This is a genomic window from Flavobacterium panici (assembly GCF_024499525.1).
Taxonomy (GTDB): domain Bacteria; phylum Bacteroidota; class Bacteroidia; order Flavobacteriales; family Flavobacteriaceae; genus Flavobacterium; species Flavobacterium panici.
Genome location: NZ_CP100437.1, coordinates 5,736,090 through 5,750,471, shown reverse-complemented (window position 1 = coordinate 5,750,471; position 14,382 = coordinate 5,736,090). Strand labels below are relative to the sequence as shown.

Here is a 14,382-nt window from a genome sequence, read left to right as displayed (position 1 = left end):
AAATCGTAAAGTTTGGCTAAAGCCTTTTATTTATTTAGATTTGTTTACCTCCAGCTAAAGCTGGAGGCAATTGAAAATAGTATGGAAATTGTAAAGTTTAAAAATTGGAAATTTGGAGTTGATAAAGCTTTAACAATTGGGAATTATTCCAATATTATTGCAGGTGGAGCTGAATCATGCCTATGTAGTGATTGCAAAAATTACATTCAAAATCGTGAAAATGTTTTTCCTGAAGAAGTTAAAACCTTGTTTTTAAATCTAGGAGTTGACTATAATAAAGAAGTTGAAATTTTATCATATCAAATTTTACCAAATGGATTTCATCATATAGCAGGATGGTTTCATTTTAAAGGCAAAATTATTAATGGTAAAGATTGCAAAAAAGATATTGAAAATGGAAGTTTTCAAATTGAGCTAACTCATATTGATAATAATTTTTCAATAGGTTTTTGCGAGCAAGACAGCCTTACGTTTTTTAAAAATAAAGATGGATTGATTCAGATCGAATTTGAAACCTATATTCCTTGGGTTATTGATAAAAATTTAGAAATTTAATATTGATATGAAATCAATTGTCTCCAGTTTTAACTGGAGGTTTTTTTATTGATACTCAGAAAAGGCTTTAGTCAAAATCGTAAAGTTTGGCTAAAGCCTTTTATTTATATAGATTTGTTTATATCCAGTTTAAGCTGGAGGCAATTAATAAAACTACTTACATCTATTCTAAATCGTAACTTAAACTTCATGGAAGACCTGACATCATTTATTGAAAATATTAATCAGAAAGTCGTTTTGTTGCCAGACGAAATGGATGCTTTATTGTCTGAGTTTAAAGTGCGAAAAATAAAGAAAAGGCAGTTTATTGTACAACCGGAATTTGTAAATAAACAGAGGACTTATGTGCTCGAAGGAGCTTTTCGCGCTTATGTTGTAGATGAAAAAGGAAACGAGCATACAATTCAGTTTGCTATCGAAGACTGGTGGATAGCGGATTATAATAGTTATATATACCAAACTCCGGCAACGATGTTTATAGTCGCCTTAGAAGACAGCGTGATTCTGCAAATAAATCATGAAGCAGAACAGAAACTAAAATCTTTATCTCATAATCTTGAAACATTATTTCGTATAATGGCCGAAAAGTCGGCGGCATTTTTTGCGCGTCGTATTATTGCAACGCTTACGCAAAATGCAGAAGAACGTTATACGGAGTTTCTGGAAAAGTTTCCAAAAGTTGCGCAAAGACTGCCGCAATACGCCCTCGCGTCTTATCTTAATATGACTACAGAGTTTTTATCGAAAATACGTAATGAAAAAGTAAAGAAAAAAGGTTGAACTAGTTCAACCTTTTTTCCTAAGATACTTCAACTTTTCAGCTTCACTTAATACCCAACTTTGCTTTATCAATTAACAACGTATAATTAATAAAGTTAAAATGGAAAATTCACAAAAATTAAAAGGTAAAGTAGCCTTAATAACAGGCGCATCAAAAGGTATAGGTGCCGGAATCGCTAAAGCATATGCAAATCAGGGCGCAACAGTAGTTGTCAATTACGCTAGTAATAAGAATGATGCCGACAGAGTTGTTGAAGAAATAACGACTAATGGCGGAAAAGCAATTGCAATACAAGGTAATGTTGAAAAAGCGGCTGATGTAAAACGCATTTTTGAAGAAATTGTAAAATCATTTGGTAAGCTTGATATTTTGGTAAATAATGCCGGTGTTTACAGTTTTGCAGGTATTGATGATATTACTGAAGAATCTTTTCATCGTATGTTTAACATTAATGTTTTGGGAAGTATATTGACGATTCAGCAAGCGGCGAAATTATTTGGAGATAACGGCGGTGCTATTATTAATGTTGGTTCGATTGTTTCAACGCTTGACATGCCAACTACATTGGTTTACACTCAAACGAAATATGCTGTTGATGCCATGACGCGTATTCTTGCGAAAGAATTTGGACCAAAGAAAATACGTGTCAATTCTATTAATCCCGGACTGATCGAAACGGAAGGTTCTCATAGTTCTGGAGTTATGAACGGAGATGCAGAAAAATGGCACGTGTCTGAAACACCTCTGGCTCGTGTAGGGAAACCTGAGGATATTGCAAAAGTTGCTGTATTTCTTGCTTCTGAAGATTCATATTGGATTACTGGCGAAACTATCGCTGTTTCTGGCGGACAACGCTAAGTAAATTTTAGTATAAGATTAATTGCCTCCAGCTTTAGCTGGAGGTTTTTTATTGATATTGAGAAGGCTTTAGCCCAAATCGTAAAGTTTGGCTAAAGCCTTTATTTATATAGATTTGTTTATCTCCAGCTAATTTATTGAAAAACTATAAGTTATTTATCCTGGTTTGCGTTAGGGATAGAAGCGGTATCCTTTTTGTTTTTTCTTTAAAAACAAAAAGATACAAGCGGATAGCCCGGCCGAAGGTAACGCCCAAAAACTTCTCATTATTTTTTAAATGTATTTTAGACTTCACGTTAAAAATTTTTTAATATAATTTTTACAAATATTGTATTTGGTTGGGATTTTCTTAGTTTTGTTAGAAGAGAAATAATTAAAATTTTAGAAAATGTATAATTGTTTTGATATAGCGAAGTACTTCATAGAATTGGCAAAAGCAGAAGGGCAAGGACTTGACCCAATGAAATTGCTAAAGCTTACTTATATTTCGGATGGATGGCATTTGGGAATTACCGGAAAGCCGCTTTTTGATAATGAAATTCAGGCGTGGAAATATGGCGCCGTTATTCCAGATTTATATTATGCCATACGAATGTTTGGGAAAGATCCTGTTGATCCGTTTTTGTTAAATATTTCTGCAAAAACTCCATTAAAAGAGGAGGATAAAGAATTCCTGAAAAAAATCTGGGATAATTACAAAGGTTTATCGGGATTGCAGCTTTCGGCATTAACGCATGAAGAGGGAAGTCCGTGGTGGCAAACCTGGGACGGATCGCATGATGTTGTAATTGGGAATGATTTAATTAAAGAATATTATCAGCAAAAATTGAATAGTTAATGGAAAAGACTTTAGCAGAAAAATTACCCGAAAGTGCTTTAGGAAATGATATTATTAATGTTCCAAAAGATGTAACGAAAGAGGCTGAAAAAGAAGCTCATTTAATGAGACCTTACGATCCAAAAAGCCATTCTGAATATATTGAACTTAAAAGATTTGAAATAGAACAGGCAAACGAAAGTCTGGAACGAAAGCTGAGACAGGAAAATGCTAAAAAAGCTTTTATTTTTTCGTCAAGATGGGCTATTTTTATTGCTCTTGTTATTTTATTGCACGGAGCTGGAACATCGTATAAATTCTTTATTTTATCGCAAACCGAATTTTTATTTGTTGTAGGAACTTTAACGACTTCAATATTTACTTTTTATACTTTGGTTTTGAGGTATTTGTTTTATAGAAAACCAGCTAAAACTGCCGAGAAGAAAATAGCTTAAATAATTCAAGTTCCTAGTTAATAAAGTGTAGTCCCTACGGGACAAAAATTGACATGAATAAATTGATTTCTACCAATATGTAATCTCTCCGAGATATTTTTTTGTTACTCGTTAGGAGTTAAATATTGGTAGAATAAATTGATTTCTACCAATATGTAATCTCTCCGAGATATTTTTTTGTTACTCCGTTAGGAGTTAAATATTGGTAGAATAAATTGATTTCTACCAATATATAATCTCTCCGAGATATTTTTTTTGTTACTCCGTTAGGAGTTAAATATTGGTAGTAGAATAATAAAATCTACCAGAAAAAATATCCCGTAGGGATTAAACTTTTTTAGAGCCAATTTATTTATTGAATTATTAGACTAGCAACTTGAATTAAATAGTTTCATCTTTGTCAAAGTTTAAAACTTTGACAAAGATTATCTAAAAGTAAAAAAGATACTATTTTTATTTAGTATTATTTTTTTTGTCAGAAAAATTATATTTTTGTTTGGATTAAAAGACACGAAATTGTATCGTACATAAGACAAATGTGTATTTTACCAAACCAATAATTTTTTCGGGAAATTTTAAATATCTTTGAATTATGAGCACAGAAACCAGACCCAGAAATATAGGACGTAACATAAGCCGAATAAGAGAGCTTCGTGGAATGAAACAAGGAGCACTTGCGGATGCCATTGGCACAAGCCAGCAGACTATTTCCAGTATTGAAACCAGCGAAACTGTTGATTTTGAAAAATTGGTACAAATTGCAAAAGCACTTGGCGTGACAGTAGAAGCTATTGAAAATTTTACAGAAGAATCTGTTTTTAATTTTTTTAATAATTTTTACGATAATAGTTCAAGTCAGGGAAATAGTTTTAATCAAGGCATGTATGCTACTTTTAATCCTTTAGATAAAGTGGTTGAACTTTATGAACGTTTAGTTCAGGCCGAAAAAGAAAAGGTGGAATACTTAGAAAAGCTTTTGAAAAAATAACCATTATCATTGTCATTTCGACCGAAGGGAGAAATCGCAAGCGGGATTCGACAAAGATTGACGACATTCTTTACGGATCTTCTTGTGCGATTTCTCCCTTCAGTCGAAATGACAAAAATCAACTTAAACCTGAGTTTTTATCAAAATTATTTAAAGAAAAAAATCTGCTAATCTGCCAAATCTGCGAGAGAAAATAATCTCTAAAACAAAACCTCTTTAGCAATTATATAAAATCCCATTACGAGAACAAACCAGCCAAAAAGCGGTTTTAGTTTAGTTCCGTCGATTTTTTTAGAAAGCTGACTTCCAATTAACATTCCGAGAAGTGCCATTCCCGAAACGCCTAATAAAAAAGTATAATCTATTGGAGTTCCTATATATAAATCTCCTCCAAAACCTATTGAAGAATTGATTGTAATAATCAATAATGAAGTTCCAACGGCTTGTTTCATAGGTAATTTTGCAAAAAACAAAAGTGCAGGAATAATCAAAAATCCGCCGCCAGCACCAAGAAATCCGGTTACAATTCCCACTAAAAATCCAATGAAACTTAATTGAATATAATTGGTTTCGGTGCTTTTTGCTTCCGAAAGGTTTTTCCGAATCATCGAAATCGCCGCTGTTATCATTAAAACCGAAAAGACAATCATAATTAGAAAATCTTTTGAAACGGTATAAGACGCTACAGAAAAAAGTGTCGCAGCAATTTGAGGAAATATAACTTCGCGAATAATTAAAATAGAAATAACAGAAGGAATCGCAAAATACAAAGCTGATTTCAGTTTAAGATTTCCCATTTTATAATGGCTGTAACTTCCGAATAAAGCGGTTAAGCCAACAATAAATAAGGAATAAGAAGTGGCCTGATCTGGATTTACCTTAAATAAATACACCAAAATAGGAATTGTCAATATCGATCCACCACCGCCAATTAAACCCAGCGAAACCCCGATAATGATTGAAGCAAAATATCCTAAATATTCCATTGCATTTATTTTTATGCAAAGTTGCTTCGTTAATTATGAATCTACAGTAACATTTATCACATAGGGATTTTTTTTAGCCCACGGGTTTTACGGATTAAACGGGTTTTCGCTGATGTTTTGTCACATTGAGCGAAGTCGAAATGCTTTGCGGGTTCTCGACTTCGCTCGAACTGACACTCTTAAATAATTAATCTGTGTAAACCCGTTTCATCCGTAAAATCTGTGGGCAATATCACTTTAATAACTCAATCTGGTTTCGGTTTAGTTTGACCAAACCTCGTTGTTCCATTTTTTTTAGTAATCTGGAAACAACTTCTCTTGAAGTATTTAATTCGGTGGCGATTTCTTGGTGTGAAAGTTTTACTTCAGAACATCCGCAAGCATCAGAATGTCTTTTTAGATAAAATTCCAAACGTTCGTCCATAGAACGGAAAGCGATATTATCGACAACTTCCAGAACTTCTTCAAAACGGCTTCGATACGTTTCAATAACAAATTCATACCATGAACGGTGTTCCATCATCCATTTGTCCATCATTTGCAGCGGAATCATCATTACCGAAACATCTTCAACAACTTTTGCCATGATTTGGCTTTTCTCACTTTTTGCGGTACAGATCATCGAAATGGCGCAGGCTTGTCCGGGCTGCAGGTAATACATTAAAAATTCGCCGCCATCTTCGCCTTCACGATAAATTTTGATTTTTCCTTTTGTAATCAAAACCGTGTTTTTAATATACTGTCCGGTGCGCATTAAAATAGTTCCGGCCTCAAAATCCTGATGGCTTCCGTTTTCTTCAATAGTAGCAATAAGTTCGCTGGAGAAATTAGGAAAGATGGTTTTTAATGAATTTTGCATTTATTATATTTTTTTTGCCACGAATTTCACGAATTTTCACGAATTCATTTAGTGATTATTTTTGAATTGATGACGAATGTTTTTTTTGAAATATTGGATGTCTTTTTTATATGTTGAAAAATATTTTTTTTGGCGCGAATTTTATAAAATTCCAAAAATTAATTCGTGAAAATTCGTGTAATTCGTGGCAAACCATTTTATCAAAAAGAGATTAAATACTATAATTTTTTACAAAGATAATAGATTCAGCTGTCATTAATTGTCAGAAAACTATATTTAAAGGTATTCTGGGCAAATGAAAAAATCCTATTTTCTATCGATTTTCTAGGGTGTATTTTTAAAAATAGTAAGTAAATTTGTGTTTCACTGATTATAATACTTTCTCTAAAACGTTTTCTGAGAATAATAATCGAAATCGCATTTGGTACGTTTTTAATTAATAGAAACGTCGTAATTTTACAAAAACACATTTATTATGAATTTATCACAAGAAGATTGGGTTAATCAGCTTGCTGCTGACGAGAATGCAGTTATACTGGACGTAAGAACTGAAGACGAATTTAATGATGGCTATATTGAAAATGCTTTAAACATTGATATCAATAAAGGTCAGGGTTTTATTTATGAAATCGAAGAATTAGATAAAAACAAAAACTACTACGTGTATTGTCGTTCTGGAGCCAGAAGTGCGAAAGCATGCCAGGTTATGAATGAGTTAGGCATCGAAAATGCCTATAATCTGCTAGGCGGAATCCTGGACTGGGAAGGCGAAACCGTACAACCATAAAATGAAAAAGAGGCATACAAAAGCCTCTTTTTTCATTAAACCGCTATTAATAACCAAATAAAAATTACCAGATTATGAGTTTAATTCCAGAAGAGTTTGAAATTAAAAGCCTTATAAATCAAGACACTTATCTTGTAAATGGAGAATTAAAACAATGGACAGGACAAACCACACCTGTTTTTTCGACTATTTCTTCTACAGAAAAATATACGCCGACATTATTAGGATCTATTCCGTTTATGGCAGAAGCAGAAGCTGCCGAAGTTGTTGAAGCTGCAAATGCGGCCTACAATAAAGGGCAGGGATTATGGCCAACTATGAAAGTAGCGGACCGTATTAAATGCATGGAGAATTTCGTTAGCCAAATGAAAGAAACCCGCGAAGAAGTTGTGAAACTTTTAATGTGGGAAATTGGAAAAAACCTTGGCGATTCTCAAAAAGAATTTGACAGAACTGTCGAATATATTTATGATACGATTGCCAGCTACAAAGAATTAAAAGGACGAAGTGCACATTTTGAAAAAGTGCAGGGTGTAAACGCCATGATTCGCCGCGGACCTCTTGGAGTGGTTTTATGTCTTGGCCCATACAATTATCCTTTAAACGAAACTTTCTCTTTATTGATTCCGGCTTTAATTATGGGTAACACCGTAATCTTTAAACCGGCTAAACATGGTGTATTATGTATTTCGCCATTGTTAGAAGCTTTTAGAAGCAGTTTTCCAAAAGGTGTTATCAATATTGTTTACGGTAGAGGTAGAGAAGTAGCTTCTCCAATTATGAAATCGGGTAAAATTGATGTTTTGGCATTAATTGGAAACAGTAAATCGGCGATTGCTTTACAAGATCAGCATCCTAATAAAAACAGACTTCGTTTAATTTTAGGATTAGAAGCTAAAAACCCGGCGATTATTCTTCCAGATGCCGATTTAGATTTGGCAATTCAGGAATGTATTACAGGAACTTTGTCTTTCAACGGACAGCGTTGTACGGCATTAAAAGTTTTATATGTTCACGAATCAATTATAGAAGAGTTTAACAAAAGATTCTCTGAAAAAGTAGACGCATTACAATTTGGAAATCCGTGGGAAAAAGGAGCTGCGTTGACACCGCTTCCAGAAACAGATAAACCAAAATATATTCAGGGATTAATTGACGATGCAACGAGTAAAGGAGCAAAAATCCTGAATGAAAAAGGAGGAAAACATACCGATAATTTTATTTTCCCAGCCGTTTTATATCCGGTAAACAGCAAAATGCGTGTGTATCACGAAGAGCAATTTGGCCCCATAGTTCCGGTTATTTCTTTTAAAGATATTCAGCAGCCGTTAGAAGATATGGCCGAATCTAATTACGGACAGCAGGTAAGTTTGTTCGGAAAAGATATTAAAACCCTTGCACCGCTTATCGATGCTTTGGTAAACTTAGTATGCCGCGTGAACTTAAACAGTTCTTGCCAAAGAGGTCCGGATGCTTTCCCATTTACAGGTCGTAAAGATTCTGCTGTTGGTACTTTAAGTATTCCAGATGCTTTGCGTTCTTTCTCAATTCGTACGTTTGTCGCTTCAAAAGATATCGCTTATAACAATGAAATTTTGCAGGAATTGCTAAACAGCAAGGAATCAAACTTCATTAATACCGACTATATTTTGTAGTATCAAGGTTATATATTAATTGTAGATACCGTCTTTTTCTTCTTGAATTAGGCGGTTTTTCTTTTTTTAAGTTGCTGAGATTCTGAGTTTGATTTTTATAACTTGGAAGATAAATTTTATCAATTTTGTAACTTTATTTTAAAAACGCGGTCTTATATAAAACACTTAAATTTTATAAAACCAAAAACCAGCTTATGAAAAAAACATTATTTCAATTTGCATTTATAGCTTTTTTGTTTTTGGCACAAACGGGCTTTGCACAAGAGCTTTATATGCCAAGAAATATTAAAGAGGCTTACGCCAAAGGAACTCGCTCTAAAGACGGGAAACCCGGAAAAAACTACTGGCAGAACCACGGAAAATATACAATGGATATTACCGTTGATGCCAAAACAAAATTGGTGAGCGGAACAGAAACAATCGTTTACGAAAACAATAGTAACGATAGTTTAAGAAATCTTGCGATTCGGTTTGTAAATAATCTTCATAAACCTTCTTCACCAAGAGGAGGAAGCGTAAGTGACGATTTTTTAAGTAACGGATTAACAATTACGTCTCTAAAAGTAGCCGACGTAGTCTATAAAGAAGATGCCAGAAGCTGGGGAACTGTGGGGAATGTGAAATTGAAAAAAGCAATTGCACCACATTCTAAAATCACCATTAATATTGACTGGAATTATCCTTTATCAAAAGAAAGCGGAAGAGAAGGACAAATTGACGAAACTACATTTTTTGTAGCGTATAGTTATCCTAGAGTTTCTGTTTTTGATGATTATAACGGCTGGGACAGAATATCACATACAGATCGTCAGGAATTCTACAATGATTTCAACGATTATGTTTACTCTGTAAAAGCACCAAAAAATTATGTGGTTTATGCAACCGGAGATTTCTTAAATCCAGATGAGGTTTTACAGCCTGAGTTTGCAGCACGTTTGAAAAAATCATACGTAACAGATGAAATCATGCATATTGCAAACGAACAGGAAATGAAAAACGGTGTCGTAACCAAACAAAACGAATGGAATATCTGGAAATTTGAAGTTAAAAATATTTCAGATGTATGTTTTGGTTTAAGCGATCATTATTTATGGGATGCGAGCAGCGTTGTGGTAGATAAAAAAACAAATCGCCGCGCCAGTGTACAGGCAGCTTATGATGTAAAAGGAACTGATTTTGTAAATTCAATAAAAAACAATCAATATGCTTTAGACTGGTTTTCTAATAACTGGCCTGGAGTTCCGTATCCGTTTTCTAAAATGACAGCTTTTCAGGGTTTTGCAGATATGGAATACCCAATGATGTGTAACGATTCACAAATGAATGATCCAAAATTTGCTCAATTAGTTCAGGATCATGAAGTAGCACATACTTATTTTCCTTTTTATATGGGAATCAACGAAACGCGTTATGCTTTTATGGACGAAGGCTGGGCAACCACTTTTGAATATTTAATTGGAATTGCAGAACACGGAAAAGAAGCTGCAGATAAATTTTATAAAGAATTTAGAGTTGAGCAATACATTAACGATAAATCAACAGAAGAAGATCAGCCAATCATTTCAATGTCTACACAAGTTTCTGGCCCGGGTTATGGAAACAACTCATACGGAAAAGCTTCTCTTTCTTATATAGCTTTAAAAGATTTACTTGGAGATGATTTATTCAAAAAATCACTGCACCATTATATGGATACGTGGAATGGAAAACATCCAATTCCGTGGGATTATTTTAATTCGATGAACACAGGTTCAGGAAAAAACCTGAATTGGTTTTTCAATAACTGGTTTTTTACAAATAATTATATTGATCTTTCTGTTAAAGACGTTTCAAAAAATACAGTTGCTATAGAAAACAAAGGAGGTTTTGCCATTCCGTTTGATGTAAATATTGTTTATACTGATGATTCAACAGAAACGGTTCATCAAACTCCGGCAGTTTGGGAGAAAAATCAAAATTCAGTTTCAGTTGCTTTAAGCAGTAAAAAGCAAATTAAAAAAGTTACGCTTGATGGCGGGATCTTTATGGATGCTACGCCTGACAATAATATCTGGGCAGCCAAATAAAAAACTTAAAAGCCGTCTTTTTCTAATGATTAAGGCGGTTTTTTTTTAAATAAAATATAAAAATGTCAGGAGAAAAAAATCTTCAAAAATTACTTAAAACAATGAAACCTGAACACAAACAAGGCGATTATGTTTTTTGTAAAATTGATACATTAGAGAATTTCAACCTAGATGAAGTTGAAATGTTTTTTAGGGAAAAAGAGGCTATAACTATTATTTTAAAAGAAGAAATAGCAGTAAAGCTGAAACTGAATTACTTTGTAGTAATGTCGTGGATAACGCTTACGGTACATTCTTCGCTGGAAGCTGTGGGCTTAACAGCCGCATTTTCAAAAGCACTTTCAGACCATAATATAAGCTGTAATGTTGTTGCAGCATTTTATCACGACCATATTTTTGTCAATAAAAAAGATGTCACAAAAGCAATGCAAATTTTAATTTCATTTTCAAATTAAATTTAAATCAGATTAAACTTATTTTTTATTTCACTTTGTAAGAAAAATATTCTAATATTGCAAAATAAAAATAAAGTTTAAACAGATGAAAAATTATTTGATTCTTGTCATTTTGCTTTTTTCAGTAAAAGGTATAGCGCAAAATGCTTCAAAGGAAACATTTCAGAAAAATAAATACGAATTAGCCCTTTCTTATTTAAAGAAATCAGAGTATGTAAAAGCTCTTGATTTGTTTTCATTGGCATCTAAAATTAAACCGGAAAGCGAAATTGGGCAGGAATCATTAAAAGAGATAGATACCTTAAAAGAAATTTTAAGGAAAGATGTTTTAGAAAAAATAAGCGGAACATGGTTAGTTACAGGCGATAAACCAATTTGGACTCTTAAAGCTAATGAAGATTTTAAAAAACAAAAAGTTGATAAATTAGTAGAAGTAGCGCAGGATAAAATCTTATTTTATGAACAGGATCGTAAATCAAAGGTAAAAACACTAGTCAAAACGGAGGATTTACTTTACTTTAATGATGATAGATCAGATTCTTTATATTCGGCATTTATTTTATCAGACGGAAGGGTTTGGGATTGTCTTTTAAATGATGATAATAAAGTAATGCGTGCCATTAACATAGGGAAATACGGAAAAAAAGGAGTCAAGAAAATAACCGAAAATAATTCTGAAGTTTATTTTATAAGAGAGAAGTAATTCAAAAAATCAATATAATTGAAAAAGGAATCTGTTTTAAGATTCCCTTTTTATTTTAAAATTGATGTAATTTTGAACTTTCAGAAATAAACATAAAATGGAAATTAAATCAATTCAAGCTTCAGATACCTGGCAGATAAGACACGAAGTAATGTGGCCGGATCAGCCTTTTGAATTTGTACAATTAGAAGAAGACAATTCAGGATTTCATTTTGGAGTTTTTGAAGATCATCAATTAGTTTCTATAATTTCCTGTTTTATTGAAGGTAAAGAAATGCAGTTTCGAAAATTAGCTACTTTATCAGCATTTCAGGGAAAAGGAATTGCTTCTCATCTTTTAGAATATATTTTACAATTTGCTAAAGAAAGGGATTTAGAAAAAGTTTGGTGCAATGCCAGAACCAATAAAAAGTCTTTTTATGAAAAATTTGGAATGAAAGATACTTTTAAAACTTTCACCAAAGCCGGACAGGAATATACCATTATGGAAATCAATTTCTTAAAATAGATTCCTACATTCTGCTAACAATTTAATAGTAAGATGTTTATTGTCTTAAAATACTTTAAAAAACGTCGTTTTTGAATGTAATTTTAATGTAATAAAAAAATGAAAACGTTTTCGTTTTATATAACTGTTAAACCTTGTTAAAAATTCTTTTTTTGTTTTGATAGTTTTACTACTTTCGCACCCAAATGAGAAAGTTAATAGTATTTTTAGTATTCATGAATTTGCTTCTGCTGGGCGGAGGCCAATATCTTAATGCAAATACTTTTTCTCATCATCATAATCTTTCACAGAAACACAGAGTTAAATTCACGAGCCAGGATCGTGGAACTTCTATAATTGAAGATGCCGATGTTGATCTTGAAGAAGATCTGTTAGGAAATGATGATGCTTTACTTACGAATAAGCTTTTTGCTGCTTCGTACAGCTTAGTAGACAATTTGTATCTGGCACTTTCAGATCAGTCTGCTGCGAATGATTCCAATCGTTTTAAAATTTTTGCGCCTTCTTTAGGGCATTCAAATCCTATCTACATTACTCAACGAGTATTAAGAATTTGATTTTACAGTATACATCGGTTACCTAAGTCGTGATCTCCATATCTCGTTGATGTATATTTTTTTTTTACTTCTGCTTATATGAAAATTAAGTTCTGACTTCAGGCTGGCTGATGCATTTTATCATTTAAGAAATCATTATTCCAAGCATTCAATCGCTTAATTTCCAAACTAAATCATGAAAAAAATTATCGTGTTCACGGGCTTGTTTGCCCTAGTGTGCCTAACTAGCTGTACATCTAAAAAGGAAGAAAAAGAAGAAGTAGAAAAATTCACGGTTACAAATCCGGTAAGAATTGATACTTCATTTACAAAACAATACGTTTCGCAGATTAAGTCTGTTCGAAATATCGAAATTCGCGCCCAGGAAAAAGGGTTTTTACAAAACATTTATGTTGATGAAGGACAGTTTGTAAAAGCGGGTCAGCTGTTGTTCAGAATTATGCCAAACATGTATCAGGCAGAATTATTGAAAGCACAAGCTGAACAAAAATCAGTAGAAATCGAACTGCAAAATTCTAAGTTACTTGCAGATAAAAATATCGTTTCTAAAAACGAATTGAGCGTTGCTCAGGCAAAATTGCAATCTGCAAAAGCAGAAGTTGCATTAGCAAAACTTCATTTATCATTCACAGAAATCAGAGCTCCGTTTGACGGAACAATCGACAGAATTCCTTTAAAATTAGGAAGTCTTATCGACGAAGGTGAATTATTGACAAGCCTTTCAGACAACAGTCAAATGTTTGCTTACTTCAATGTTTCTGAGCCAGAATATCTTCAGTATCAGACAAATGTTAAAGATCGTGCCGAAAACAAAGTGAATTTGGTTTTAGCTAATGGAGATACTTTTAAAGAAAAAGGTAATGTAGAAGTTATCGAAAGTGAATTTGACAATGAAACTGGAAATATTGCTTTTAGAGCAAGATTCCCAAATTCGGCAAAATTGCTTAGAAACGGAGAAACAGGACAAGTTCAAATGATGGTTCCTCTTAAAAATGCAATCGTAATTCCGCAAAAAGCAACTTACGAAATTCAGGATAAAAAATATGTTTTTATAGTTGACAAAAATGATAAAGTAAGTTCAAAAGAGATCACTATTACAGGAGAAATCCCTGATTTGTATGTGATTAAAACGGGACTTAATGAAAATGATAAAATCTTACTTGAAGGTGTTCAGAAAGTAAAAGAAAATGACAAAATCAAATACGAATTTGAGTCTCCTAAAAAGGTAATTAATAACCTGCGCTTAAAAGCAGAATAGTTATTTGTTTTTATAGTTTCATCCCGATAGCTATCGGGACAGGTTTCAAGTTCGCACTGAAAACCTGAAACCTTAAACTTGAAACCTGAAACCC

At 33.0% G+C, this 14,382-nt stretch carries 16 protein-coding genes; 14 read left to right on the top strand and 2 right to left on the bottom strand.

Annotated features, from left to right (window positions below; translation table 11 throughout):
• Positions 1–12: 12 nt before the first annotated feature.
• The 6 genes from NLJ00_RS24035 (at position 13) to NLJ00_RS24010 (ending at position 4,454) form a co-directional block, all read left to right on the top strand.
• Positions 13–555 carry a hypothetical protein gene (locus NLJ00_RS24035; RefSeq protein ID WP_256635699.1) on the top strand — a complete coding sequence of 181 codons (543 nt, stop codon included), beginning with the start codon at positions 13–15 and terminating at the stop codon, positions 553–555.
• A gap of 189 nt (positions 556–744) precedes the next feature.
• Entirely contained in the window at positions 745–1,335 is a 591-nt protein-coding gene (locus NLJ00_RS24030; protein ID WP_256635698.1) for a Crp/Fnr family transcriptional regulator, read from the top strand.
• A gap of 100 nt (positions 1,336–1,435) precedes the next feature.
• Entirely contained in the window at positions 1,436–2,194 is a 759-nt protein-coding gene (locus tag NLJ00_RS24025) for an SDR family NAD(P)-dependent oxidoreductase (RefSeq protein WP_256635697.1), read from the top strand.
• A gap of 388 nt (positions 2,195–2,582) precedes the next feature.
• Entirely contained in the window at positions 2,583–3,032 is a 450-nt protein-coding gene (locus tag NLJ00_RS24020; protein ID WP_053473917.1) for a Panacea domain-containing protein, read from the top strand.
• The gene (locus tag NLJ00_RS24015; protein WP_256635696.1) at positions 3,032–3,466 is read left to right on the top strand and encodes a hypothetical protein; all 435 of its coding nucleotides are present in this window, start codon (positions 3,032–3,034) and stop codon (positions 3,464–3,466) included. Before NLJ00_RS24020 ends, NLJ00_RS24015 begins: the two co-directional genes overlap by 1 nt.
• Positions 3,467–4,058: 592 nt before the next feature.
• On the top strand, positions 4,059–4,454 hold the full coding sequence (locus tag NLJ00_RS24010) for a helix-turn-helix domain-containing protein (protein WP_053473919.1): 396 nt from the start codon (positions 4,059–4,061) through the stop codon (positions 4,452–4,454).
• Positions 4,455–4,654: 200 nt separating this feature from the next.
• Here the strand turns inward: NLJ00_RS24010 and NLJ00_RS24005 are convergent, their stop codons facing one another.
• Together NLJ00_RS24005 and NLJ00_RS24000 are read right to left on the bottom strand one after the other, a co-directional pair.
• Positions 4,655–5,440, bottom strand: a complete 786-nt coding sequence (locus NLJ00_RS24005) for a sulfite exporter TauE/SafE family protein (RefSeq protein ID WP_256635695.1) — start codon at positions 5,438–5,440, stop codon at positions 4,655–4,657.
• A gap of 232 nt (positions 5,441–5,672) precedes the next feature.
• Positions 5,673–6,299 (bottom strand): Crp/Fnr family transcriptional regulator, encoded by a 627-nt coding sequence (locus NLJ00_RS24000; protein WP_053473921.1) that lies wholly within the window; start codon positions 6,297–6,299, stop codon positions 5,673–5,675.
• 475 nt (positions 6,300–6,774) lie between these two features.
• Between NLJ00_RS24000 and NLJ00_RS23995 the strand changes: the two genes are divergently transcribed.
• The 8 genes from NLJ00_RS23995 to NLJ00_RS23960 all read left to right on the top strand — a co-directional run bounded on the left by NLJ00_RS23995 (position 6,775) and on the right by NLJ00_RS23960 (position 14,288).
• Entirely contained in the window at positions 6,775–7,086 is a 312-nt protein-coding gene (locus NLJ00_RS23995; protein ID WP_053473922.1) for a rhodanese-like domain-containing protein, read from the top strand.
• Positions 7,087–7,160: 74 nt separating this feature from the next.
• The gene (locus NLJ00_RS23990) at positions 7,161–8,741 is read left to right on the top strand and encodes an NADP-dependent glyceraldehyde-3-phosphate dehydrogenase (RefSeq protein ID WP_256635694.1); all 1,581 of its coding nucleotides are present in this window, start codon (positions 7,161–7,163) and stop codon (positions 8,739–8,741) included.
• 194 nt (positions 8,742–8,935) lie between these two features.
• Positions 8,936–10,807 (top strand): M1 family metallopeptidase, encoded by a 1,872-nt coding sequence (locus NLJ00_RS23985; protein WP_256635693.1) that lies wholly within the window; start codon positions 8,936–8,938, stop codon positions 10,805–10,807.
• Positions 10,808–10,869: 62 nt separating this feature from the next.
• The gene (locus NLJ00_RS23980) at positions 10,870–11,262 is read left to right on the top strand and encodes an ACT domain-containing protein (RefSeq protein ID WP_256635692.1); all 393 of its coding nucleotides are present in this window, start codon (positions 10,870–10,872) and stop codon (positions 11,260–11,262) included.
• A gap of 85 nt (positions 11,263–11,347) precedes the next feature.
• Positions 11,348–11,965 carry a hypothetical protein gene (locus tag NLJ00_RS23975; RefSeq protein ID WP_256635691.1) on the top strand — a complete coding sequence of 206 codons (618 nt, stop codon included), beginning with the start codon at positions 11,348–11,350 and terminating at the stop codon, positions 11,963–11,965.
• A gap of 97 nt (positions 11,966–12,062) precedes the next feature.
• Entirely contained in the window at positions 12,063–12,473 is a 411-nt protein-coding gene (locus NLJ00_RS23970) for a GNAT family N-acetyltransferase (RefSeq protein ID WP_256635690.1), read from the top strand.
• A 185-nt stretch (positions 12,474–12,658) separates the two neighbouring features.
• Positions 12,659–13,030 carry a hypothetical protein gene (locus NLJ00_RS23965; RefSeq protein WP_256635689.1) on the top strand — a complete coding sequence of 124 codons (372 nt, stop codon included), beginning with the start codon at positions 12,659–12,661 and terminating at the stop codon, positions 13,028–13,030.
• 175 nt (positions 13,031–13,205) lie between these two features.
• On the top strand, positions 13,206–14,288 hold the full coding sequence (locus NLJ00_RS23960; protein ID WP_256635688.1) for an efflux RND transporter periplasmic adaptor subunit: 1,083 nt from the start codon (positions 13,206–13,208) through the stop codon (positions 14,286–14,288).
• The last annotated feature ends 94 nt before the right edge of the window (positions 14,289–14,382 follow it).

Excerpts from the sequence above, each read along its gene's own strand:
- NLJ00_RS24030 (WP_256635698.1), top strand. The coding sequence starts at position 745 with ATGGAAGACCTGACATCATTTATTGAAAATATTAATCAGAAAGTCGTT.
- NLJ00_RS24025 (WP_256635697.1), top strand. The coding sequence starts at position 1,436 with ATGGAAAATTCACAAAAATTAAAAGGTAAAGTAGCCTTAATAACAGGC.
- NLJ00_RS24020 (WP_053473917.1), top strand. The coding sequence starts at position 2,583 with ATGTATAATTGTTTTGATATAGCGAAGTACTTCATAGAATTGGCAAAA.
- NLJ00_RS24015 (WP_256635696.1), top strand. The coding sequence starts at position 3,032 with ATGGAAAAGACTTTAGCAGAAAAATTACCCGAAAGTGCTTTAGGAAAT.
- NLJ00_RS24010 (WP_053473919.1), top strand. The coding sequence starts at position 4,059 with ATGAGCACAGAAACCAGACCCAGAAATATAGGACGTAACATAAGCCGA.
- NLJ00_RS24005 (WP_256635695.1), bottom strand. The coding sequence starts at position 5,440 with ATGGAATATTTAGGATATTTTGCTTCAATCATTATCGGGGTTTCGCTG.
- NLJ00_RS24000 (WP_053473921.1), bottom strand. The coding sequence starts at position 6,299 with ATGCAAAATTCATTAAAAACCATCTTTCCTAATTTCTCCAGCGAACTT.
- NLJ00_RS23995 (WP_053473922.1), top strand. The coding sequence starts at position 6,775 with ATGAATTTATCACAAGAAGATTGGGTTAATCAGCTTGCTGCTGACGAG.
- NLJ00_RS23990 (WP_256635694.1), top strand. The coding sequence starts at position 7,161 with ATGAGTTTAATTCCAGAAGAGTTTGAAATTAAAAGCCTTATAAATCAA.
- NLJ00_RS23985 (WP_256635693.1), top strand. The coding sequence starts at position 8,936 with ATGAAAAAAACATTATTTCAATTTGCATTTATAGCTTTTTTGTTTTTG.
- NLJ00_RS23980 (WP_256635692.1), top strand. The coding sequence starts at position 10,870 with ATGTCAGGAGAAAAAAATCTTCAAAAATTACTTAAAACAATGAAACCT.
- NLJ00_RS23975 (WP_256635691.1), top strand. The coding sequence starts at position 11,348 with ATGAAAAATTATTTGATTCTTGTCATTTTGCTTTTTTCAGTAAAAGGT.
- NLJ00_RS23970 (WP_256635690.1), top strand. The coding sequence starts at position 12,063 with ATGGAAATTAAATCAATTCAAGCTTCAGATACCTGGCAGATAAGACAC.
- NLJ00_RS23965 (WP_256635689.1), top strand. The coding sequence starts at position 12,659 with ATGAGAAAGTTAATAGTATTTTTAGTATTCATGAATTTGCTTCTGCTG.
- NLJ00_RS23960 (WP_256635688.1), top strand. The coding sequence starts at position 13,206 with ATGAAAAAAATTATCGTGTTCACGGGCTTGTTTGCCCTAGTGTGCCTA.